General features: G+C 61.1%; 19 protein-coding genes. 12 read left to right on the top strand and 7 right to left on the bottom strand.

Annotated elements, in window-relative coordinates; genetic code table 11:
* Nucleotides 1–102: 102 nt before the first annotated feature.
* The 7 genes from M2366_RS00820 to purF all read left to right on the top strand — a co-directional run bounded on the left by M2366_RS00820 (nt 103) and on the right by purF (nt 10,183).
* Entirely contained in the window at nt 103–2,604 is a 2,502-nt protein-coding gene (locus tag M2366_RS00820; protein ID WP_259236667.1) for a DNA translocase FtsK, read from the top strand.
* A gap of 57 nt (nt 2,605–2,661) precedes the next feature.
* Nucleotides 2,662–3,270 carry an outer membrane lipoprotein chaperone LolA gene (lolA, locus tag M2366_RS00815; protein WP_042042900.1) on the top strand — a complete coding sequence of 203 codons (609 nt, stop codon included), beginning with the start codon at nt 2,662–2,664 and terminating at the stop codon, nt 3,268–3,270.
* A complete protein-coding gene (locus M2366_RS00810; RefSeq protein WP_042042899.1) occupies nt 3,270–4,607 on the top strand; it encodes a replication-associated recombination protein A in 1,338 nt (445 codons plus the stop codon). The genes lolA and M2366_RS00810 overlap by 1 nt, the downstream gene beginning before the upstream one ends.
* Before the next feature lie 302 nt (nt 4,608–4,909).
* A complete protein-coding gene (gene serS, locus M2366_RS00805) occupies nt 4,910–6,205 on the top strand; it encodes a serine--tRNA ligase (RefSeq protein WP_259236666.1) in 1,296 nt (431 codons plus the stop codon).
* Nucleotides 6,206–6,439: 234 nt separating this feature from the next.
* Nucleotides 6,440–8,029 carry an AbgT family transporter gene (locus M2366_RS00800; RefSeq protein WP_224432736.1) on the top strand — a complete coding sequence of 530 codons (1,590 nt, stop codon included), beginning with the start codon at nt 6,440–6,442 and terminating at the stop codon, nt 8,027–8,029.
* 123 nt (nt 8,030–8,152) lie between these two features.
* Nucleotides 8,153–8,644 carry a CvpA family protein gene (locus tag M2366_RS00795; RefSeq protein ID WP_259268715.1) on the top strand — a complete coding sequence of 164 codons (492 nt, stop codon included), beginning with the start codon at nt 8,153–8,155 and terminating at the stop codon, nt 8,642–8,644.
* A gap of 18 nt (nt 8,645–8,662) precedes the next feature.
* The gene (gene purF / locus M2366_RS00790; protein ID WP_042042894.1) at nt 8,663–10,183 is read left to right on the top strand and encodes an amidophosphoribosyltransferase; all 1,521 of its coding nucleotides are present in this window, start codon (nt 8,663–8,665) and stop codon (nt 10,181–10,183) included.
* 84 nt (nt 10,184–10,267) lie between these two features.
* Here purF and M2366_RS00785 read toward each other — a convergent pair whose 3' ends face one another.
* Complete coding sequence (locus tag M2366_RS00785; RefSeq protein ID WP_042042893.1) at nt 10,268–10,867, bottom strand: Yip1 family protein; 600 nt, start codon at nt 10,865–10,867, stop codon at nt 10,268–10,270.
* A 151-nt stretch (nt 10,868–11,018) separates the two neighbouring features.
* On the opposite strand from M2366_RS00785, the gene M2366_RS00780 reads away from it, so the two are divergent.
* Nucleotides 11,019–11,786, top strand: a complete 768-nt coding sequence (locus tag M2366_RS00780) for a tRNA isopentenyl-2-thiomethyl-A-37 hydroxylase MiaE (protein WP_042042892.1) — start codon at nt 11,019–11,021, stop codon at nt 11,784–11,786.
* 159 nt (nt 11,787–11,945) lie between these two features.
* Here M2366_RS00780 and M2366_RS00775 read toward each other — a convergent pair whose 3' ends face one another.
* The 6 genes from M2366_RS00775 to pspF form a co-directional block, all read right to left on the bottom strand.
* Complete coding sequence (locus M2366_RS00775) at nt 11,946–12,746, bottom strand: ATP-binding cassette domain-containing protein (RefSeq protein ID WP_224432739.1); 801 nt, start codon at nt 12,744–12,746, stop codon at nt 11,946–11,948.
* Between the two features lie 97 nt (nt 12,747–12,843).
* Nucleotides 12,844–13,842 carry an oligopeptide/dipeptide ABC transporter ATP-binding protein gene (locus M2366_RS00770; protein WP_224432740.1) on the bottom strand — a complete coding sequence of 333 codons (999 nt, stop codon included), beginning with the start codon at nt 13,840–13,842 and terminating at the stop codon, nt 12,844–12,846.
* Nucleotides 13,843–13,903: 61 nt separating this feature from the next.
* Nucleotides 13,904–14,797: an ABC transporter permease subunit gene (locus M2366_RS00765; RefSeq protein ID WP_042042889.1), complete on the bottom strand. Its 894-nt coding sequence runs from the start codon at nt 14,795–14,797 to the stop codon at nt 13,904–13,906.
* Complete coding sequence (locus M2366_RS00760) at nt 14,781–15,740, bottom strand: ABC transporter permease subunit (RefSeq protein WP_042042888.1); 960 nt, start codon at nt 15,738–15,740, stop codon at nt 14,781–14,783. Before M2366_RS00760 ends, M2366_RS00765 begins: the two co-directional genes overlap by 17 nt.
* A gap of 120 nt (nt 15,741–15,860) precedes the next feature.
* Nucleotides 15,861–17,456 (bottom strand): ABC transporter substrate-binding protein SapA, encoded by a 1,596-nt coding sequence (gene sapA, locus M2366_RS00755; RefSeq protein ID WP_259269097.1) that lies wholly within the window; start codon nt 17,454–17,456, stop codon nt 15,861–15,863.
* An 83-nt stretch (nt 17,457–17,539) separates the two neighbouring features.
* Nucleotides 17,540–18,607, bottom strand: coding sequence for a phage shock protein operon transcriptional activator (gene pspF / locus M2366_RS00750; protein ID WP_259268714.1), 1,068 nt, complete (start codon nt 18,605–18,607; stop codon nt 17,540–17,542).
* A gap of 195 nt (nt 18,608–18,802) precedes the next feature.
* Here pspF and pspA point away from each other — a divergent pair, with 195 nt between their 5' ends.
* Genes pspA through M2366_RS00730 form a run of 4 tightly spaced genes read left to right on the top strand, consistent with a single transcriptional unit; the run spans nt 18,803 to nt 21,536 of the window.
* The gene (pspA, locus tag M2366_RS00745) at nt 18,803–19,480 is read left to right on the top strand and encodes a phage shock protein PspA (RefSeq protein WP_042042885.1); all 678 of its coding nucleotides are present in this window, start codon (nt 18,803–18,805) and stop codon (nt 19,478–19,480) included.
* 3 nt (nt 19,481–19,483) lie between these two features.
* The gene (gene pspB, locus M2366_RS00740) at nt 19,484–19,720 is read left to right on the top strand and encodes an envelope stress response membrane protein PspB (RefSeq protein WP_005907556.1); all 237 of its coding nucleotides are present in this window, start codon (nt 19,484–19,486) and stop codon (nt 19,718–19,720) included.
* On the top strand, nt 19,717–20,124 hold the full coding sequence (gene pspC, locus M2366_RS00735) for an envelope stress response membrane protein PspC (protein ID WP_224432743.1): 408 nt from the start codon (nt 19,717–19,719) through the stop codon (nt 20,122–20,124). Before pspB ends, pspC begins: the two co-directional genes overlap by 4 nt.
* A complete protein-coding gene (locus M2366_RS00730) occupies nt 20,121–21,536 on the top strand; it encodes a YcjX family protein (protein WP_042042883.1) in 1,416 nt (471 codons plus the stop codon). Before pspC ends, M2366_RS00730 begins: the two co-directional genes overlap by 4 nt.
* The last annotated feature ends 154 nt before the right edge of the window (nt 21,537–21,690 follow it).

Genomic DNA, 21,690 nt, shown 5'->3' with positions numbered 1-21,690 from the left:
TGTCGCGTCAATGGGCAGACAGGCTGACAAACGATAGGTTTTTCAGGGATACTGGGCCCCCTTGTCCCACGCGTTATTTTGTTTTCAGAAAGGAGCCGGAGTTTGGCCGAGAAAAAGCTGTTTACTCCTTTATCAGGCACCCAACGGATCTTCGAAGCCGTCTTGATCGCCATCACACTGTTGGCTGCCTACCTCTTGCTTGCCCTGCTCACATACCACCCCGCCGATCCCGGCTGGTCCCAGACATCCTGGGAAGGGGATGTGAAGAATCTGGCGGGGAGCGCCGGTGCCTGGATAGCCGATATTACCATGTTCACCTTCGGGGCCTTCTCCTACTTGGTGCCGCCCTTGTTGGTACTGCTGGGCTGGAGTCTGTTCTGGCGACCGAGCCGCTTGCTGGAAGTCGATTACCTGACCCTGTCGGTGCGCATCGTAGGCTTCATCCTGACGGTGCTTGGCATGTCGGCCATCGCCAGCATGAACTTCAACGACATGCAGAACTTCTCGGCCGGTGGTCTGGTCGGCGATGTGATTGCCTCGGCCGTGATCCCGCTGTTTGGTGGCGTCGGTGCCAACCTGATGCTGCTCTGTTTCGTGGCAACAGGCATCACGCTGTTCACCGGCTGGTCCTGGCTCACCATCGTCGAGCGGATCGGCAGCGCCTGCACGGGGTCGGTGTCTGCTATCTACCACCTGCCCACGACCCTGGGACACTGGCTCAGTGGCGGTTGGCGTCAACCCCGTTATGACGGGCCGGATCCGCTGCTGGAAGGCAGTGCCGGTACCCTGGCCCTGGATGATGAGGACGATGAGCCTCACAGTGGCTGGCTGCGCGGTGCCAAGGGGCCCCAAGGCGGCAAGGGGAAGAGGGCGGTCAAATCCGAGGAGTGGTTGCCTGAGCTGGACGAAGATACCTTCCAGTTCGATCCGGATTTCGATGATGAGGACGATGCGCCCGCTCCGGCCCCGGTCAAACGTGGCCAGCGTCCCCGTCAGCCGGTGGTAAAGGCCAGCGAAGAGGAGATGGACCTGCCTTGGGCTGACAATGGTGACGATGCACCAAGCCCTGCGGCGGCCCGCCCTCCTGTCTCCAAACGCACCGCCATGGCCAACATGGCGCCGCTGCCGAGCCTGGACTTGCTCGACCGCCCCCCGGCCAAGACTCAGTCGATGAGCCCGGAGGAGCTGGAGCGCATGGCGCGTCTGGTGGAGGCCAAGCTTGCCGACTATAACGTGCAGGCCAAGGTGGTCGGCGTCTACCCGGGCCCTGTCATCACCCGCTTCGAGCTCGACCTTGCCCCAGGCATGAAGGCGAGCAAGATAACCAACCTGTCGCGGGATCTGGCACGCTCGCTCTCTGCCAGCAGCGTGCGGGTGGTGGAGGTGATCCCCGGCAAGACCTTCATCGGCATCGAACTGCCCAACCGGGTTCGCCAGACGGTCTACATGCGCGAAGTGGTGGATTGCGAAGATTTCCACAACAGTGAGAGCCCTCTGACCATGGTGCTCGGCCAGGATATCGCCGGTGAGCCAGTGGTGGTGAACCTCGCCAAGATGCCGCACCTGCTGGTGGCCGGTACCACCGGCTCGGGCAAGTCGGTCGGGGTGAACACCATGATCGTCTCCATGCTCTACAAGGCGAGCCCGGACGATCTGCGCTTCATCATGATCGATCCCAAGATGCTGGAACTCTCGGTCTACGAGGGGATACCGCATCTGCTTACCGAGGTGGTGACCGACATGAAGGACGCCGCCAATGCCCTGCGCTGGTGCGTGGGCGAGATGGAGCGTCGCTACAAGCTGATGTCGGCGGTCGGGGTGCGCAACCTCAAGGGCTATAACACCAAGGTGCAGATGGCATCTGATGCGGGCAACCCCATGCGCGATCCGCTGTGGCGCCCGGGGGACTCCATGGATCAGATGGCCCCCGAGCTCGAGAAGCTGCCGCACATCGTGGTGGTGGTGGACGAGTTTGCCGACATGATGATGATCGTCGGCAAGAAGGTGGAAGAGCTGATCGCCCGTATCGCCCAGAAGGCGCGGGCCGCCGGTATTCACCTGATCTTGGCGACCCAGCGTCCCTCGGTGGATGTGATAACGGGCCTCATCAAGGCCAACATCCCGACCCGGATCTCCTTCCAGGTGTCGAGCAAGATAGATTCCCGCACCATCCTGGATCAGGGCGGCGCCGAATCCCTGCTCGGCATGGGGGACATGCTCTACATGCCGGCCGGCACCTCCAACCCGACCCGGGTGCACGGCGCCTTCGTCGATGACCACGAGGTGCACAAGGTGGTGGCGGACTGGAAGCTGCGCGGTGAGCCCAACTACATCCAGGAGATCCTCTCTGGTGAGTCGGAGGAGGGCGGCAGCGGTGATTATGGCAGCAGTGGTGATGAAGAGCTGGACCCGCTGTTCGACGAGGCGGTGGCCTTCGTGGTGGAATCCCGTCGTGGTTCAACCTCCAGCGTGCAGCGCAAATTCAAGATTGGCTACAACAGAGCGGCCCGCCTCATCGAACAGATGGAGAACCAGGGCATCGTCAGCAGCCCCGGTGGCAACGGCCAACGGGATGTGCTGGCACCGCCTCCGGTACGTGATTGATAGCGTGTGTGTCCTGGCCATGCCCTTAGCGGGTGTGGCCTTTTAGCGAGAGACCTTATGAAAAAACAGTTATTGATGGGAACCGTGCTGCTCATCGCCAGCAGCCAGGTGTGGGCCGATGCGGCCAGTGATCTCAAGCAGAAGCTGGCAGCCGTCAACCTCTTCTCCGCCCAGTTCCAGCAGACCGTCTTTGACAGCAAGGGCAAAGAGCTGCAAAAAGCGAGCGGCGATCTGCTGGTGTCGCGCCCTAATCGCTTCAACTGGCACACCACCTCACCGGACGAGAGCCTGATCGTGGCCGATGGCAAGGATGTCTGGATCTACGATCCCTTCGTCGAACAGGTCACCGCCCTCAAGTTGCAAGATGCCGTGGTCAATACCCCTTTCATCCTGATCGCCAGCAGCGATGACAAGTACTGGAAAAACTACGACGTGACCGAGCAGGATGATGTGTTCACCGTCACCAGCCGCAATCAGGACGAACTGATCGCCTCCTTCAGAATTACCTTCGATCGGCAGGAGAACATCAGCCGCTTCGACGTGAAAGAGGCCCAGGGTCAGTGGAGCGAGTTCACCCTGAGCGGTTTCAATCGCAAGCCGGCGCTCAAGGGCAACGAGTTCGTGTTCAAGACGCCCAAGGGGGTCGCGCTGGACGACCAACGCTGATGAGCAATCTCTCTTTGGACTTCTCATCGGACTTTCGTCCACTGGCCGCACGGATGCGGCCGCAGACTCTTGACCAGTACATAGGCCAACAGCATATCCTGGGACCGGACAAGCCCCTGCGCAAAGCCATCCTGGCGGGGCACTGCCACTCCATGATCCTGTGGGGCCCCCCCGGCACCGGCAAGACCACCCTCGCCGAACTCGTTGCCCACTACTGCCAGGCCGAGGTGGAGCGGCTCTCCGCGGTCACTTCCGGCATCAAGGAGATCCGCGCCGCCATCGACAAGGCCAAGGAGAACAGCTGGCGCGGAGTGCGTACCATACTGTTCGTGGATGAGGTGCACCGCTTCAACAAGAGTCAGCAGGATGTGTTCCTGCCCCACATCGAAGATGGCACCATCACCTTCATCGGCGCCACCACCGAAAACCCCTCGTTCGAACTCAACAACGCACTGCTCTCCCGGGCCCGGGTCTATCTGCTCAAACGGCTGGAAGAGCAAGATATCCTCGCCATGATCAGTCAGGCCCTGACCGACCCACGGGGCCTCAATGATCCGACCCTCACCTTCGCCCCCGGGGTGAAGGAGGCGCTGGCCAAGGCGGTGGATGGGGACGGGCGCAAGTCCCTCAACTATCTGGAGCTGCTGGGGGACATGGCCGAGGCGAACGGGGAGGGGGAGAGAGTGATCGACAGCGCCCTGCTCGCCGCCGTCGCGGGGGAGCACGTGGCGCGCTTCGACAAGGGGGGCGATCACTTCTATGACCTCATCTCGGCGGTGCACAAGTCCATTCGCGGCTCGGCCCCCGATGCGGCGCTCTACTGGTATGCCCGCATGGTGAGCGCGGGCTGCGACCCGCTCTACATCGCTCGTCGTCTGCTGGCCATCGCCTCGGAAGATGTCGGCAACGCCGATCCCCGTGCCATGCAGGTGGCGCTGTCGGCCTGGGATTGCTTCCACCGCATCGGCCCGGCAGAAGGGGAGCGGGCCATCGCCCAGGCCATCGTCTATCTCGCCTGCGCCCCCAAGAGCAATGCGGTCTACACCGCCTGGAAGGCGGCGCTGCGAGATGCCAAGGAGCAAGCGGACTTCGAGGTGCCACCGCACCTGCGCAACGCCCCGACCAAGCTGATGAGCGATCTGGGTTATGGCGCCGAATATCGCTATGCCCATGACGAACCCGGTGCCTATGCCGCCGGCGAGAGCTACTTCCCGCCTGAACTGGCCGGCACGCAATATTACCAGCCGACGGATCGCGGGCTTGAGAAACAGATAGCCCAGAAACTCGATTATCTGCGTGAGCTGGATGGGCAGAGTCCCCGCCGAAGAGAGAAGTAGGGGACCGGTCTGGAGATTGGCACGCCAATCGACAGGATCGGCGAATATTGGCCGCCTTGTGCCCTCAAACTTGGCAAAAACGACAGCAATAGTCCCTGTTCGGGCAGGGGGGCGGTCTGCTACACTGCCCCTCTGACCCCGTTTGTCTCGGCCTTGCGCCATCTTCTTGATGTCGAACGCCTGATTTTGCAGGCTCGACTCTGAAGACCCGGGGTGCGCCAACCGATGTTAACTTCCGGATCTGTTCTCTCGCCAGGTTTGATAACCCAGGCCCAGATCCCATCTGAAAAAGTAGGTAAACCATGCTGGATCCCAAATATCTGCGCAGCGATATCATCGATGCTGCCACGCGTCTGGCGACACGTGGCTACGTTCTGGACGTAGCGGCGGTCAATGCTCTGGAAGAGAAACGCAAGGATCTGCAGTCCCGCACCCAGGAGCTGCAGGCCGAGCGCAACGCCCGCTCCAAGTCCATCGGTGAGGCGGCTCGCCGTGGTGAAGATGTGGCGCCGCTCAAGGCCATCGTGACCCAGATCAACGACGAGCTGGAAACCAGCAAGGTCGAACTCGAGGCCCTGCTGCGCGATATCAAAGCCATCGCCGATGGCATGCCGAACCTGCCAAGCGACAGCACCCCGGTCGGTCGCGACGAGAATGACAACGTCGAAGTACGCCGTTGGGGTACCGTCCGTGCATTTGATTTCCAGCCGCGGGATCATGTGGAAGTGGGCGAGGGCCTCAAGGGGCTGGACTTCAAGAACGGCGTCAAGCTGTCGGGTTCGCGCTTCGTGGTGATGAAGGGGCAGATTGCCCGCCTGCACCGCGCCCTGGCGCAGTTCATGCTGGACTTGCATACCCAGCAGCATGGCTACACCGAGTGCTACGTGCCCTATCTGGTCAATCCGGACAGCCTCTATGGCACCACCCAGCTGCCGAAGTTCTCCGAAGATCTGTTCAACACCGGTATCGTCTCCGACGCCGAAGAGGGCAGCAAGGAGCGCAAGCTCTCCCTGATCCCGACCTCGGAGGTGCCGCTCACCAACATGGCCCGTGACGAGATCTTCGATGAGCAGGAGCTGCCCATCAAGATGACGGCGCACAGCCCCTGCTTCCGCTCCGAGGCCGGCTCCTACGGTCGCGATACCAAGGGCCTGATCCGCATGCACCAGTTCGACAAGGTCGAGATGGTCCAGCTGGTACACCCGGAGCAATCCTGGGATGCGCTGGAAGAGATGGTCGGTCATGCGGAGAAGGTGTTGCAACTGCTGGAGCTGCCGTATCGAGTGATGGCGTTGTGCACCGGTGACATGGGCTTCGCCGCCGCCAAGACCTACGATCTGGAAGTGTGGCTGCCAGCCCAGGACACCTACCGCGAGATCTCGTCCGTCTCCAACTGTGGCGATTTCCAGGCGCGCCGCATGCAGGCGCGGGTGCGCATCGATGGCAGACCCCAGCTGATCCATACCCTCAACGGCTCCGGCCTGGCGGTGGGTCGTACCCTGGTGGCGGTGATCGAGAACTACCAGCAGGAAGATGGCCGTATCGCTATTCCGGCGGCCTTGCAGTCCTACATGGGCGGCCTGACCCACATCGGTTAACCAGCCCCATTTGAATGTCATAAGCCATGGATTTCCATGGCTTTTTTGTTTTTGAATCCCTTATTCATCTTCTATTCAGTGCACCGGGGGTAAAAGGCTCGCGGTCAATTCATCGCGGATTGATTCGGCTCGGTGATCAGGGTGCGCACTTCGTCCTTGCTCAGGTTCACTAGAAACGCAGGCGTATCGGCTGCACCGGCCGATTGCATGTTTCAAATGAATAAGGAGTAATTGATGACGTCGAGGACGACACCATTGGCGCCCGCGCGCCCCGGCCTGTTCAACCGCTTTTTGAACGGGGTCGAATGGCTTGGTAATCTGCTACCACATCCCATCACACTATTTGCCCTCTTCTCCCTCACTCTGATTGTGGCCTCCGGCATCGCCGCCTGGCTGGGCGTCAGCGTGGTGGATCCGCGCCCGGAAGGGGCGCCCGGCCGCAGCGTCGACGGCATGATCACCGTGGTCAGCCTGCTCAGTGCCGAAGGCTTGCAACGCATCGTCTCCAACCTGGTGACCAACTTCACCGGCTTCGCACCGCTGGGCACTGTGCTGGTGGCGTTGCTCGGGGTGGGCATTGCCGAACACTCCGGCCTGCTCAGCGCCGCCATGCGGGGCATGGTGATGAGCGCCTCCCGCCGCATGGTCACGCTGACCATCGTCTTTGCCGGGATCATGTCCAACACGGCGGCCGAGCTTGGCTACGTGGTGCTGATCCCCCTGGCGGCCATGATCTTCCACTCCCTGGGTCGCCATCCTCTGGCGGGTCTGGCGGCGGCCTTTGCCGGTGTCTCCGGTGGCTACTCTGCCAATCTGCTGCTTGGCACCGTGGATCCCCTGCTCGCAGGCATCACCCAGATAGCGGCCCGCATCATCGATCCCGGTTATGTGGTCGGCCCCGAGGTGAACTGGTACTTCATGTTCGTCAGTACCTTCCTCATCACCGGCCTGGGCGCCTGGGTGACCGAGAAGATAGTCGAACCCAAGCTCGGTAAATATGACCCGAGCGAGGCGAGTGTCTCTCTGGATCAACAGGCAGAGTCCCTGACTGCCCGGGAGAAGCGTGGCCTCTGGTCGGCCCTGGTGGCCGTGCTGGTGGTCAGTGGCCTGCTGGCGCTGACCGTGGTACCAGCGGATGGCATATTGCGCCATCCTGAGACGGGGGCCATTGCGGGCTCTCCCTTCCTGCACGGCATTGTCGCCTTCATCTTCGTCTTCTTCGCCGTGCCAGGTTTTGTCTACGGCAAGGTCGTGGGCACCATGAAGAGCGACAAGGACGTGATCAAGGCGATGTCCACCAGCATGAGTACCATGGGTATGTACATCGTCCTGGTGTTCTTCGCGGCCCAGTTCGTTGCCTACTTCTCCTGGACCAACTTCGGGACAGTGTTTGCGGTCAAGGGGGCAGGGGCCCTGCAGGCTCTGGGCCTGACCGGTCCCGGTCTCTTCTTTGGCTTCATACTGATGTGCGCCGTCATCAACCTGATGATTGGTTCGGCATCGGCCCAGTGGGCGGTCACGGCGCCCATCTTCGTGCCCATGCTGATGCTGATTGGTTACTCCCCTGAGGTCATCCAGGCGGCATACCGGATCGGGGATTCAGTGACCAACATCATCACCCCTATGATGAGCTACTTCGGCTTGATCCTGGCGGTGGCGGTGCGTTACCAGAAATCCTTAGGAATAGGCACGCTCATTGCGACCATGCTGCCCTATACCCTGGTATTCCTGCTGGGCTGGAGCCTGCTGTTCTATGTCTGGGTGTTCGTGCTGGGGCTGCCGGTCGGCCCGGGCGCAGCCACTTTCTATCCGGCACAGGGCTAAGTCATCAGGGGCGCCAACTGGGCGCCCCTTCATTTTTGGCGGGGAAGGGAAGAACTTTCCCAAGCAATCCGCAATCGTTTTTGTTAGAATTCGCCGCAATTTTGCAAGACACACGAACGACTCATGGTTTGGATTGATTACACAATTTTGGGCATCGTTGCCCTCTCAGCCCTGATAAGCCTGGTGCGTGGTTTCGTCAAGGAAGCCATGTCCCTCGTTACCTGGTTTGTCGCCTTCTTTATCGCCAGTAACTTCTACCCCGATCTCGCCATCTTCTTCACCTCCATCACCGATCAGCTGCTGCGCAATGGCTTGGCCATCGCGGCCCTCTTCGTCGCAACCCTGATCCTTGGCGCCATCGTCAACTATGTGGTGGGGGAGCTGGTCAACAAGACGGGGCTATCGGGTACGGATCGGGTACTCGGCATCTGCTTCGGTGCCCTGCGTGGTGCGCTCATCGTCAGCGCCCTGCTGTTTTTTATGGATACCTTCACCAGCCTGCCTCAGGCGGATTGGTGGCAGGGATCCCGGTTGATCCCCGAATTCGGGCTGGTCATCCAGTGGTTCTTTGATTTCATGCAGAACTCATCGAGTTTTCTTAAACAGGTACAGTGACTTCGAGGTAGCAAGGACATGTGTGGTATTGTCGGTATAGTTGGCACCACCCCCGTCAATCAGGCCCTCTACGACGCCTTGACGGTGTTGCAGCACAGGGGCCAGGACGCCGCCGGGATCGTGACCATTGATAGTGGAAACTTCCGGCAACGCAAGGCCAACGGCCTGGTGAAGGACGTGTTTGAAGTGCGTCACATGCAGCGACTGAAAGGGCATATCGGCATTGGACATGTCAGATATCCCACCGCCGGCAGCTCCAGCGCCGCGGAAGCCCAGCCTTTTTACGTCAACTCCCCCTATGGCATGGTGCTGGCCCATAACGGCAACCTCACCAACGCCAAAGATCTGAAAGAGCAGCAGTTCAAGGTCGCTCGCCGCCACATCAACACCACCTCGGACTCCGAAGTGCTGCTGAACGTGCTGGCTCACGAGCTGGATCTGTGCGACAAGATGGCGCTGCGTCCGGAAGATATCTTCCAGGCCGTGCGCAAGACCCATCAGCAGATCCGTGGTGCTTACGCCGTGGTCTCCCTGGTGATAGGCCATGGCCTTATCGGCTTCCGTGATCCCAACGGCATACGCCCGCTGATCCTGGGTCGCCGTATCGATGAGCAGGGCCAGCTCGAATACATGCTCGCCTCCGAGAGCGTGGCACTCGATGCCATCGGGTTCGAGACGGTACGGGATGTCGCCCCGGGCGAGGCCATCTACATCACCGAGCAGGGCCAGCTCTTCTCCGAGCAGTGCAGCGATGCGCCGCAGATAAACCCCTGCATCTTCGAATACGTCTACTTCGCCCGCCCGGACTCGTGCATCGACAAGGTCTCCGTCTATGCCGCGCGCCTCAACATGGGTCGCAAGCTGGGCAAGAAGATCGCCCGTGACTGGGACGATCTGGACGTGGATGTGGTCATCCCCATCCCGGAAACCTCCTGTGATGTGGCGCTGGAAATCGCCCACACCCTGGGGCTGCCTTACCGCCAGGGCTTCGTGAAGAACCGCTACATAGGCCGGACCTTCATCATGCCGGGCCAGACCCAGCGCAAGAAATCGGTGCGCCGCAAGCTCAATGCCATCGGCTCCGAGTTCAAGGGCAAGAAGGTGTTGTTGGTGGATGACTCCATCGTCCGTGGTACCACCTCGGAGCAGATCATCCAGATGGCCCGGGAAGCCGGCGCCGCCAAGGTCTACTTCGCCTCGGCCGCCCCCGAGATCCGCTTCCCCAACGTCTATGGCATCGACATGCCAACCGCCAACGAGCTGATCGCCCATGGTCGTGAAGTGGAAGAGGTGTGTGCGCTTATCGGTGCCGACGGGCTGATATTCCAGGATCTGGAAGATCTGGAAGAGGCGGTGCGTGAGCTGAACCCGGAACTGCGTCACTTCGAGACCTCGGTGTTCAACGGTAACTACGTGACTGCGGATGTGGATCAGGCTTATCTGGATCACCTCAACTCCCTGCGCAACGACGACAACAAGGCGGTGCGTGAGTGGCAGGAAGAGACCAACAATCTGGAAATTTTTAACGAAGGCAGTTAAACGTTTTCCAGGTTGTGTGAGACAGCATGCAAGACAACGGAGGCCAATGGCCTCCGTTTTTCATGGGCATTAGCCGCATTCCGGCTAGCTGGTAAAGACGGGCCCCAACCCCCAATCCCAGACGAGCACAGTCCCCGCCATCAGGCAGACCAGCAACACCAGGCCGCAGGTCACCATGGAGCTGGCATAGATGAAGCCTTGCTCCTCGGGGATATGCATCAAGATGGGGATGCCGGTGTAGAGCAGGTAGATGGACCAGGCCAGCCCCACCAGGCCCACCAGCATGATGAACCACATCACGGGATAGAGGGCGGCAAAGCCGGTCATGAACAGCGGGGTTGCCGTGTAGGCGGCCAACTCGAGGGTCTGGGACATATTGGGGTTGGCGCCGAAGGTGCGGGCCATCCAGAGTGCCAGTACTGCCAACAGGACGACGGCGACCATGAGCGCCAGATACATGGCGCTCGCCATCCAGACGCCGCTACTCATGGTCAGCATGATGGGATCGCCGCGACCCACTTGCCAGCCAATGTGCACGGCGGAGAAGTAACAGCAGACGGCGGGGATCAGCGCCATCAGCGCGACATGGGTGAGGCTGTGGCCGACGGTTTCCTGGTGGTCGTCTATGTCGTGCCACTCATCTTTCGGGTGGGCGTAAAGCCCCCATATATGGTTCAGGATCATGATATTACCCCTAAATATGGCGAACCTCGGCTGGTTTGCCCTGCCATTAGTTATTGTTAATGATCTCCTGGTCGTCAAGGCGGGGGCTGGACTCGAGTTCCCCGCCAAGATCCGGTAACATGGCGCCCCCATCCCGTATCGAGGTCATTCGATGGACGCCTTGCTCGCGCCAGTTCGCCAATTTCTGCACTGTGACACCCCGGATGAATGGATTGAGGTTGCGCGGGATCCTGCCAATCTGCCCACACTGCTCATCGACCATGCCAACTGCGAGAACAAGGCCGCGCTCACCGCTCACAGTCTGGTGCGTCGTTACTGTCTGCCCAAGGGCAAGCGCCACCTATTGCCCAAGCTCGATTTTTACCGGGAGCTGGATGCCTTGCCTGAGAAGGCGCAGATCCTGGGCAAACGCACCATGGGGGAGGAGGCCAGGACGGTCTTTGACGAGCTGGAGCGCAACGAACTGCTGGTAAAGATGGTGCGTCTCATCCAGGAGGAGTTGCACCATTTCGAACAGGTACTTGAACTGATGGCGGCGCGCGGCATTCATTACGGCGCCGTGAACGCTTCCCGCTACGCGCGCAGCCTGCTGCAACATGTGCGCACCTATGAGCCTGCCGCCGTCGTCGACAAGATGATCATCGGCGCTTATATCGAGGCGCGCTCCTGTGAGCGCTTCGCCAAGTTGGCACCGCATCTGGATGAGGAGCTGAGTCGTTTCTATACCTCTTTGCTGCGCTCCGAGGCCCGTCACTATCAGGATTATCTGGCGCTGGCCGAGCAGTATGCCGGTGAGGATATCAGCGAGCGTGTCGCCTTCTTCGGCGCCCTGGAGGCGAGTCTCATCCTCACGCCCGATGAACAGTTCCGCTTCCACAGCGGTCCCCCTGTCAGATCTGACAGTGGCTGCACCCAGTAGGGGCACCTATCCTTGCAAGGGTTCCTGAACACAAGCGACGCAAGTGTCATGTTTGAGCGCAATTCCCGGCCACAGTGCCGGGTTTTTTTATGGGGAAAATAAGGGGGAGGGAAGAGCGGCTATGCCGCCAGCCGAGACGGGCGGCTGGCGGCGGCAAGCTTAGCGGCGATATTCGTTGTTGTAGTTCTGGATAAGTTTCTTGGTCACCCCATGCTGGGGATCGGCAAAGACCTTGAGGGTCTTGCCACGCTCGACCACCTGGCCATCATGCATCACCAGCACCTCGTCGCTGATGTGGCTCACCACCCCCAGATCGTTGGCCACCAGCACGTAGCTGAGCCCCATGGTCTCCTGCATCTCCAGCAGCAGGTTGATGATCTGGGAGCGTACCGAGATATCCAGGGTCGACAGGGCCTCGTCGGCGACCACTATCTTGGGATTGAGGATCAGTGCCCGGGCCAGGGCAACCCGCTGTTGCTGGCCCGCCGACAGCATCTGGGGGTAGAAGAAGGCGTGATCCGCGAGCATGCCCACCATGCGCAGGGTCTGCATCACCTTCTCCTCCCGCTCCTCTTCACTCAACTCGGTATTGAGGCGCAGTGGTGTCTCCAGGATCTGGCCCACCCGGATCTTGCGATTGAGGGAGGAGTTGGGGTCCTGGAAGATCATTCGCAGCAGCTTGCAGCGGGCCTGATAATCCCCATGGCGCATCAACTGCCCCTCGATGTGGATCTCGCCGCTGGACGGTTCAATCATGCCCGCCAGGATCCGCGCGAGGGTGCTCTTGCCGGAACCCGCCTCGCCAACAATCGCCAGGGTCTGGCCCACCTCGAGATCGAAGGAGAGCGGCTTGACGGCCTGTACGGCGCGGGATCGAAACAGGCCGGTACGGTTCTGATAGGTCTTGCTGAGCGACCGGACCTGGAGCAGGGAGGGGGAAAACGTGGGCTCGTTCAACACAGGTATGACTCCGGGATCAGCATAACGACGGGAACAGGGATCCGCGCCCTGGGGTGAAGGCGTTCAGGCATTGCGGTACGCAACGGGAGGCTGGCCATCATTTCTTGGGCTCCTCCATGTTCAGGGGGAAGTGACAGCTGAACTGATGGCCCTTGATCTTGCTCATCAAGGGGGTCTGCACGCAGAGCTTCTGGGCGTGGGGGCAACGGGGCCCGAGTCGACAGCCGATCGGCAAGTGCTGCAGGGGGGGGATCACCCCGGGCAGGGTCTCGAGTCTGGACTTGTGACGCACCAGCTTGTCAAAATCCGGGATCGACTGGAGCAGGGCATGGGTATAGGGGTGATGGGGCGATCCCAGGATCTGCTCCCGCGTGCCCACTTCCACCATCTGGCCGCAGTACATGACATTGATGTTGTCGGTCAGGTTGGCGATGGCGGCGATGTCGTTGCTGATGATGAGGATGGTGGTGTTGCCCAGCTTGTTCATCTTGTCGAGCAGACGCAATATCTGGGAGTGGGTGGTGGACTCCATGGCGCTGGTGGGCTCGTCCGCCACCAGCAATCGCGGCTGGTTGGCAATGGCCATGGCGATCATCACCTTCTGACACATGCCGTCCGACAGCTCATGGGGATAGGCCCGCATCACCTTGCGGTGATCTTTCACGCCGACTCTGTGCAGCAGGGCGATGGCCTGCTTCTTGCGCCATTGGAAACTCTGCCAGAGCTTGCCCTTGAAGGCGGTGGTGGGGATGGCAGCCTCCAGCTGGGTGCCTATCACCTCCGAGGGATCCAGGCAGCTGGTGGGATCCTGGAAGATCATGGCGATCTCCCGGCCCATGATGCGGCGTCGCTCCCTGGGCTCCATGGTGAGCAAGTCCATGTCATTGAAGCGCATCCGATCGGCCCGCACCGTCCAGTTATCCTTCTGGATACCGACAATCACCTTGGCCACCAGACTCTTGCCCGAGCCGGATTCCCCCACCAGACCGCGGATCTCCCCCTCGCTCAGGGTCAGGCTCACCTTGTCGACGGCCTTGACCTTGCCCTGGGGCGTGTCGATTTCGATGGTGAGGTTGCGTATATCAAGCAGCGGCATCAGGCGATCCCTCTTGTGAGGGTGGAGATGCCCGGGCTGCGAATATCATGGTTCACCCGCATCAGTCATTTCCCTCTTTGAGTGCTTCTCTTATTCCTTCACCGACCAGGTTGGTGACCAGCACGCTAAACAGGATGGCCATCCCTGGCAGAGTGACTGTCCAGGGCGCCAGATAGATGAGGTCGCTCGAGTCGGCCAGCATGGTTCCCCACTCAGGTTGGGGGGACTGGGCACCGAGGCCGAGGAAGCCCACCGCCGATATATCCAGTATGGCAGCCGACAGGGTGCGGGTGGTCTGGGCCACCAGGGTCTCGACGATGTTGGGCAGCACGGCCAGGCGCATGATGCGCCAGGGGGGCGAGCCGTCGAGGCGGCTGGCGATGATGTACTCCTTCTGCATCTCGGTATGGACGGCGTTATAGGTGGCGCGGATGAAGGGCGGGATCAGCGCGAGGGTGATGGCGATCAGGGTATTGCCAAGACCGGGGCCCAGGATGGCGACCATGATGATGACCATCAACAAGGACGGAATGGAGAGCAGGGTATCGAGCAGATGGTGCAGTACGCTCGATTTCAGCCCTCGGCTCATGCCGGCCAGCATGCCGATCAGGGTGCCGATCACCATGGCGATCGCCACCACCCCCAGGGCATAGCCGAAGGTGAGCCGGGCGCCGACCACCAGTCGCGACAGCATGTCGCGGCCCAGATCATCGGTGCCGAGGAAGTAGTCGATATTGCCGCTGTTGGCCCAGGAGGGAGCCAGCAGCAGATGCTCGCTGTGCTGCTCATCTATGCCATAAGGGACCAGCAACGGGCCAACCAGGGTCAGCAGCAGCAGGGCAACAAAGCACCAGAGCCCGGCCATGGCCAGTGGATTACGCCGGTAGGCCGCCCAGGTCTGCTCCAGGGGGGAGAGGATCCGCAGCTCGGGGTAGAGATTATCCTTGTCTTGCATACAACTCCTTGCGCCGCGCCGGATAGATGAGCGTGGTCAGCAGGTCGGTACTGACACTGATGAAGATGACGAAACCGGCGACCACCAGGGTGGCGCCACGGATGGCGGCATAGTCCTGCAGGGCGATGCTGTTGATGAGCCAGCGTCCTATGCCATGCCACTCGAACACCACTTCGGTGATCATGGCGGAGGTGAGTACACTGCCGAGCTGCAGGCCGAGCAGGGGCAGCACCGGGGGCAGGGCATTCTTCAGGCCATGGCGCCAGACAATCTGGCGGCGGGAGAGGCCGCGACTGGCGGCAGCCTTGATGTAGTTCTGCTTCATCACGTCGATGAGGGAACTGCGCACATGGCGGATCACCTCTGTGGTGGGCACCACGGCAAGGACCAGAGAGGGCAGTATCATGTGGCGCAGGGCATCGTGCAGCGCGGCATCACGCCAGGGCTCCTCGCTCAGCAGCACATCGACCAGGGCGACCCCGGTGATCGATGGCACGTCATAGAGCAGACTGAGCTGGCCGGAGGCGGGCAGCCAGCCGAGATCCAGGGAGAAGAACATCACCACCAGCAGCGCCAGCCAGAACACGGGCACCGCGTAGCCGATGAGGCCGGCGGTCATGATGCCCATATCCAGGCCACGGCCCTGATAGAGGGCCGCCAGGGTGCCTAGCGGAATGCCGATACACAAGGAGATGGCAAAGGCGGCGACGCACAGGCTCAAGGTGGCCGGGAAGTAGTGGCGGATCTCATCGAGTACGGGGCGCCCCGAGACGCTGGAGACCCCCAGGTCTCCCTCGAAGATATGGCGCAGGAAATCGGGGTAGCCGCTCCAGAAGCTCGGTTGCTGGCCGAGCAGACGGTAATCGAGCAGATAAGCGACCACCGTCAATGCCAGCAGGGTGATGAGCAGCAGATTGATACGACGCAATATGTAAAACAGCATGCTAGTGCCTCTGCGACGGGATGAAGAGGGCGTCCCCCTGGGGACGAATGAGCAGGCCAGCGCTGTCAGCAGGCTGGTCGGAGGCTAGCCATGGCAGGGATGATGTCCGGATTGGCATGCTCATTTGCGGTGGACCTGATTGAAGGAGGTGCCACCGAAGGGCATCAACTCCAGCCCCAGCACATCCTTGCGACTGGCCTGGATACGCAGGGCATGCGCCAGGGGGATCAGGGGCAGCTGCTCGTTGAGCATGCGCTGGGCATAATAGTAGTTGCGCAGCCGGAACGAGAGCTTGCCGCTGCCCACCGCATCGTCGAGCAACTGATCGAAGGCCGGGTTGCACCAGCGGCTGTCGTTGTTGCCCTGGGCCACGGCGTTGCAGCTCAGCAACTGGCGGAAGAAGTTGTCCGGATCGGCGTTGTCGGCCATCCAGCCCGATAACAGGCTGTCGTAATTCCCCTTGCTCAGACGCTGCTCTATGACGGGAGCCTCCTGCTGCACGATGCGCAGCCGTATGCCCACCTCGGCGAGATCGTTGCGGATGAGCTGAGCCGTCTTCAAGGCGTCCGGGTTGTAGGGGTGCGAACCCGGCGGCACCAGCACCTGCATCTCGAAACCTTGGGGCAGTCCCGCCTCCTTGAGCTGCGCCCGCGCCCGGTCGAGATCCTGCTTGCGACTCGGCGAGCTGGGATCATAACCCCAGGAGCGCGGCGGCAGCAGGCTGTTGGCACTCTGGCCAGTCCCGAAATAGACCGCTTGCAACAGATTGGGCACATTGATGGCACTGGCGATGGCCTGGCGTACCTGCACCTTGTTGAAGGGCGCTTTGCGGGTATTGAGGGCGAGGAAGGCCACGTTCATGCCGGGCTGCACCGCCAGGGTGAGATCATCATGCTGCTGGATCACCGACAGCTGACTGGCGGAGGGGTAGCTCATCACGTCACATTCACCGGTGAGCAGCTTGGCGAGCCGCTTGGAGGATTTGGGGGTGATGTCATAGACCAGCTGTTCGAGGGGGGCCGGGCCGCGCCAGTAACCGGGATGGCGCTCGAAGCGGATGAACTCGTTGTGGCGATACTCCTTGAAGCGAAAAGGGCCAGTCCCTATGGGGCGGCTGTCGAGCAGGGCGGGGGTACCGGCGGCCAGCATGGCCTGGCCATACTCGGCAGAGAGCACCACCGCATAGTCACTCGCCAGGGTGGCGAGGAAGGAGGCATCGGGGCGATTGAGCTCGAATACCACCTGATAGGGGCCCGTCTTGCGCACACTGTGCAGCAGATTATCCAGCCCCAGGCTGGTGAAATAGGGGTAGTGGCCGCCAGAAACATGGTGATAGGGGTTCGCGCTGTCGAGCAGCCGCTGCCAGGTGAACAGCACATCGTCGGCGTTGAGGGGGCGACTGGGGGAGAACCAGGCGGTGTGATGGAACAACACATCCTGACGCAGGTTCAGGGTGTAGATGAGCCCATCCTCGCTCACCTGCCAGTCGCGGGCCAGACTGCCGTGCAGCGCCAGGGTATAGGGATCCGATTCCAGCAGGCGATCGTAGAGAGGGCGGGCGCTGGCATCCAGGGTTGCCCCCGAATTGGCCAACTGGGGATTGAAGGTCTGGGGCGCCCCTTCGCTGCAGTAGATGAGCCCCGTTTTGGAGGCTTCCGTCTGTTTCTGACAGCCGCCAAGCAGTACGAGACTGGCGAGCAGCAGTGGTGTGAGCATTCTCATTATGAAACCATGTCGTTAGCAAGTTGGCGAAGCCGATGGCCCCCACGGCGGCGACCTGTCACAGGACGCTCCACCTTTCAGACGGGGTCATTGTCCCCGTCCAGCAGCTGATATTTGCGTAACATCCCGCGAAACTGGTGGTAACTCAGGGTCAGCAGTTGGGCGGCTTTGCGCTGATTATACTGGGATTGTCGCATCGCTTGCTTGAGTAAATCTATCTCGACGCTCGCCACCTGGGTTTTCAGATCGCAAGGCAGGGTCGGCAAAGAGAATGAAAAAGCCTCATTTGTATCAGCTGTATCCGCCTCTTGCCCCGTGGATCCTCGGACCGGCTCGATGCCGGTGGTGGACGCGGTGCGCCGGGCCCCGGGACGCCAGGGAGAGTCGAAGGGGTTTATCACCAGTTCGCCGAGGGCCAGCCTGGGATTGGCCTGACGATAGATGCTGCGTTCAATCACGTTCTTGAGTTCGCGCACATTACCGGGCCAGTCGTAGTCGTGCAACAGCGCCTTCGCCTCCCGGGAGAAACCGGCAAACAGATCGTAACCCAGCTCTCGGGTCATGCCGTGGGCAAAATGCTCCGCCAGCAACAGGATGTCGTCGCGCCGCTCACGCAGGGGGGGCAGGGTGATGACATCGAAGGCCAGCCTGTCGAGCAGGTCATGGCGAAAGCCGCCACGTTCGGCCAGGGCAGGCAAGTCTTCATTGGTGGCGCACACCAGCCGCACATCCACGCTGAGCGCCTTGGCACCGCCAACCCGTTCGAACTCACCGTATTCGATGACCCGCAGCAGCTTCTCCTGAACCCGGGCGCTGGTGGTGGCCAGCTCGTCGAGGAAGAGGGTGCCCCCATCGGCGCGCTCGAAACGGCCCTGATGGCGCTTGGCGGCGCCGGTGAAGGATCCCGCCTCGTGGCCGAACAGCTCGGTTTCCAGCAGGCTCTCACTCAAGGTGGCGCAGTTGATGGTGACAAAGCTTTGATCCCAACGCGGCGAGAGATAATGTAGGCGATGGGCGATCAGCTCCTTGCCGGTGCCCCGCTCGCCGATGATGAGCACGGGTTTGCGCAATGGCGCCAGCCGTGAGGTCTGTTCAACTATCTCGAGGAAGGCGTTCGACACGCCAAGCAGGCTTTCCGTGGCCATGATGTTCCCTGTGGTTGGTAAAAGCTGGTCAATCTTACCAAGAGTTGGTTATTTTTATCACCCTGCTGTTCTTCATTCGAGTCATGTGGCATGGTGTTCCTAGATAAATCATTGGGTTAGCGATATTTAAATATTTGGCATGATGGTTGCAATACTCGAATGGTAAATCACTCATGCAATCAAAGGAGTCTCATCATGAGCATTTTTTCCCGGTTAGCCGACATCATCAACTCCAACCTGACGGCGCTGCTGGACAAGGCGGAAGATCCGCAAAAAATGGTGCGCCTGATCATTCAGGAGATGGAAGATGAGTTGGTCAAGGAGCGCTCCAACCTGGCTCGCTTCCTGGCCGATCAGAAAGAGATTGGTCGCCAGGTCGCCCGCCATCAGGAGCGGGTCGACGAGTGGCAGAGCAAGGCCGAGCTGGCCCTCTCCAAGGGGCGTGAAGATTTGGCGCGCGCCGCCCTCATCGAGAAGAAGAAGCAGGCTGAGCTTGGCGATAACCTGGCGCGTGAGCGCCAGGCCGTGGACGCCGGCATCGACAAGCTGGGTGACGAGATCCGCCAGCTCGAAGCCAAGCTCGAAGATGCTCGCGCCCGTCAGAAGGCCATGGTCATCCGCACCGAGGCGGCCAGCAGCCGCTTGAATGTGCAGAGCCAGGTCGCCCGTGGCGGCAGTCAAGGGGTGGTCGACAAGTTTGAACGCATGGAGCGCCGTATTGACGAGATGGAGGCCCGCGCCGATCTTGGGCAGTCCGACAAGACCCTGGCGAGCCAGTTTGCCGAGCTGGAAGTCGACGATCAGATCAGCCGCGAGCTGGATGCCCTGCGCCAGAAGATGGGTCAGGCCAGCGACGGCAAACAGGGAGAGTAATGCATGGAAGACATTCTTGGCATATTCGTGGCACCCATCATGGTCTTCATGGTGGTGGTCGCCCCCATCTGGCTGGTGCTGCACTACAGGGCCAAGGGGCGGATCGGGGTCGGACTGGCCGATAACGAACGGGATCAGTTGCAGGGCCTCTTGCAAAAAGCCGACAAGATGCAGGAGCGGGTCGGGGCCCTTGAGTCCATTCTGGACGCCGAGGTACCTGGCTGGAGGAACAAGGTATGAGTGAATCCTTTGGACAAGAGAGCCGCCGCAATCTCTACCGCGATCCCCAGAAGGGGCGTATCGCCGGTATCTGTGCCGGTCTCGCCGAGTACTTTGGGGTCGAGACCTGGATAGTGCGATTGCTGGCCATCAGTGGCCTCATCTTCGCCGGTTTCATCACCTTCACCGCCTATATCGCGGCCTGGTTCCTGCTCGACAAGAAGCCGGTGTTGCTGACGCCCGACTCGCCGACTCCTGCGGAGAGCCGGATGAAGGCCCATAGCTGGCAGGCGGGCATGACGCCGCTGCAGGCCCTGGACAAGGTGAGCCGCGAGCTGGCCGCCCTGGAGCCCAGGGTGCAGCAGATCGAGAAACTGGTGACCTCCAAGGAGTTCACCCTGCAGCGAGAATTCAACAAACTTTGATACGCACTCTAGAGAGAAAGCTCTCGGCCTTGCAGCACAAGGCCGAGGACGCGGTGAATCGGGTGCGTGACAGGCACCTGCGTCTGGCGGTGACTGGCTTGTCGCGCAGCGGCAAGACCGCCTTCATCACCGCCCTGGTCCATCAGCTCGAGCATGCCGCCATCGATGGCCGCCTGCCCCTCTGGGATGCCGCCCGTCAGGGGCGTCTGCTGGGCGCGCGCCGCGTGCCTCAGCAGAATCTGCATATTCCCACCTTTCCCTATGAGCGGGGGCTGGGCAGCCTCTTCGCCGATCCCCCCGCCTGGCCCGAGGCGACCCGTGGCGTGGCCGAGGTTCGCCTCGAGCTGCGTTATCGCACCCGCCACCCTCTGCGTCGCCACTTGGGGGAGGTATCGACCCTCTATCTGGACTTGGTGGATTACCCGGGGGAGTGGTTGCTGGACCTGCCGCTGCTTGAGCTGAGCTACGAGCAGTGGAGCGAGCAGGTGCGCGAGCAGCTCAAACGCCCCGCCTTGCAAGCCCTGGCCGCGTCCTGGCAGCTGACCGAGCAGGGTCAGCCTTGGCGAGCGGAACAAGCATTTGATGAGGGGGAGGTGGCGCGTCTCGCCGAGCGTTACACCGACTATCTGCATGCCTGCAAGCGCGAGCTGGGGCTGCACCTCATTCAACCCGGTCGTTTCGTGCTGCCGGGGGAATATCAGGGGGCCCCCATGTTGCAGTTCGTGCCCTGGGTCTGGGAGAGCCCCGCAGGAACTCTGGGGGAAGAGAGCCTGTATCTCACCCTCAAGCGACGCTTCGAGCAGTACAAGCAGCATCTGGTGCAAGGCTTCTACGAGCAACATTTCGCCGGTTTCGATCGCCAGATAGTGCTGGTGGATTGTCTGCAACCCCTCAACGCCGGGGCCGAGAGCTTCGGCGACATGCAGCAATCCATCGCCCGCATCATGGAGAGCTTTGCCTATGGCAAGAGCAGCTGGTGGCGCCGCTTGTTTGCGCCGCGCATCGACAAGCTGTTGTTTGTGGCGAGCAAGGCCGATCACGTCACCCCGGATCAACATGCTCCCCTGGTCTCCTTGCTGCAGCATCTGGTGCAGAGCGGACGGGGCCAGGCGCGCTTCGAAGGCATCGCGACCGAGTGTCTGGCGCTGGCCTCCATCAAGGCGACCGATGCGGGCAAGGGCATGGCGGGCGGGCGCGAGTTTCCTGCCATCAAGGGCACCAGTCTCGCCGGTGAGCCACTGCTCATCTTTCCGGGGGAAGTGCCGGCCCAGATCCCGTCTGCCGCCTGGTGGCAGGGTCAGCAATTCGACTTCCAGGCCTTCCGTCCTCTGCCCATGAGCCCCCATCAGGCGATGCCCCATATTCGCCTCGATGCCGCCCTGGAGTTCTTGCTGGGCGACAAGCTGGAATAGCGGCCACTGGGGTCCATCAGGGCAGAACGCCATGGCCTTGCATGATACGTCTCTATGCTCCCCGGCATGTCTGCTGGGGAGCGGTTGGAATAAATTGGCCCGGTTCGGGACACACAGTGTTGTGATCCCGGGTCTAGGGATCCATTGAATAGCT

Origin of the sequence: Aeromonas sp. BIGb0405, assembly GCF_024807335.1 — a bacterium.
Classification (GTDB): domain Bacteria; phylum Pseudomonadota; class Gammaproteobacteria; order Enterobacterales; family Aeromonadaceae; genus Aeromonas; species Aeromonas rivuli.
This window is presented reverse-complemented; position numbering and strand designations above follow the sequence as displayed.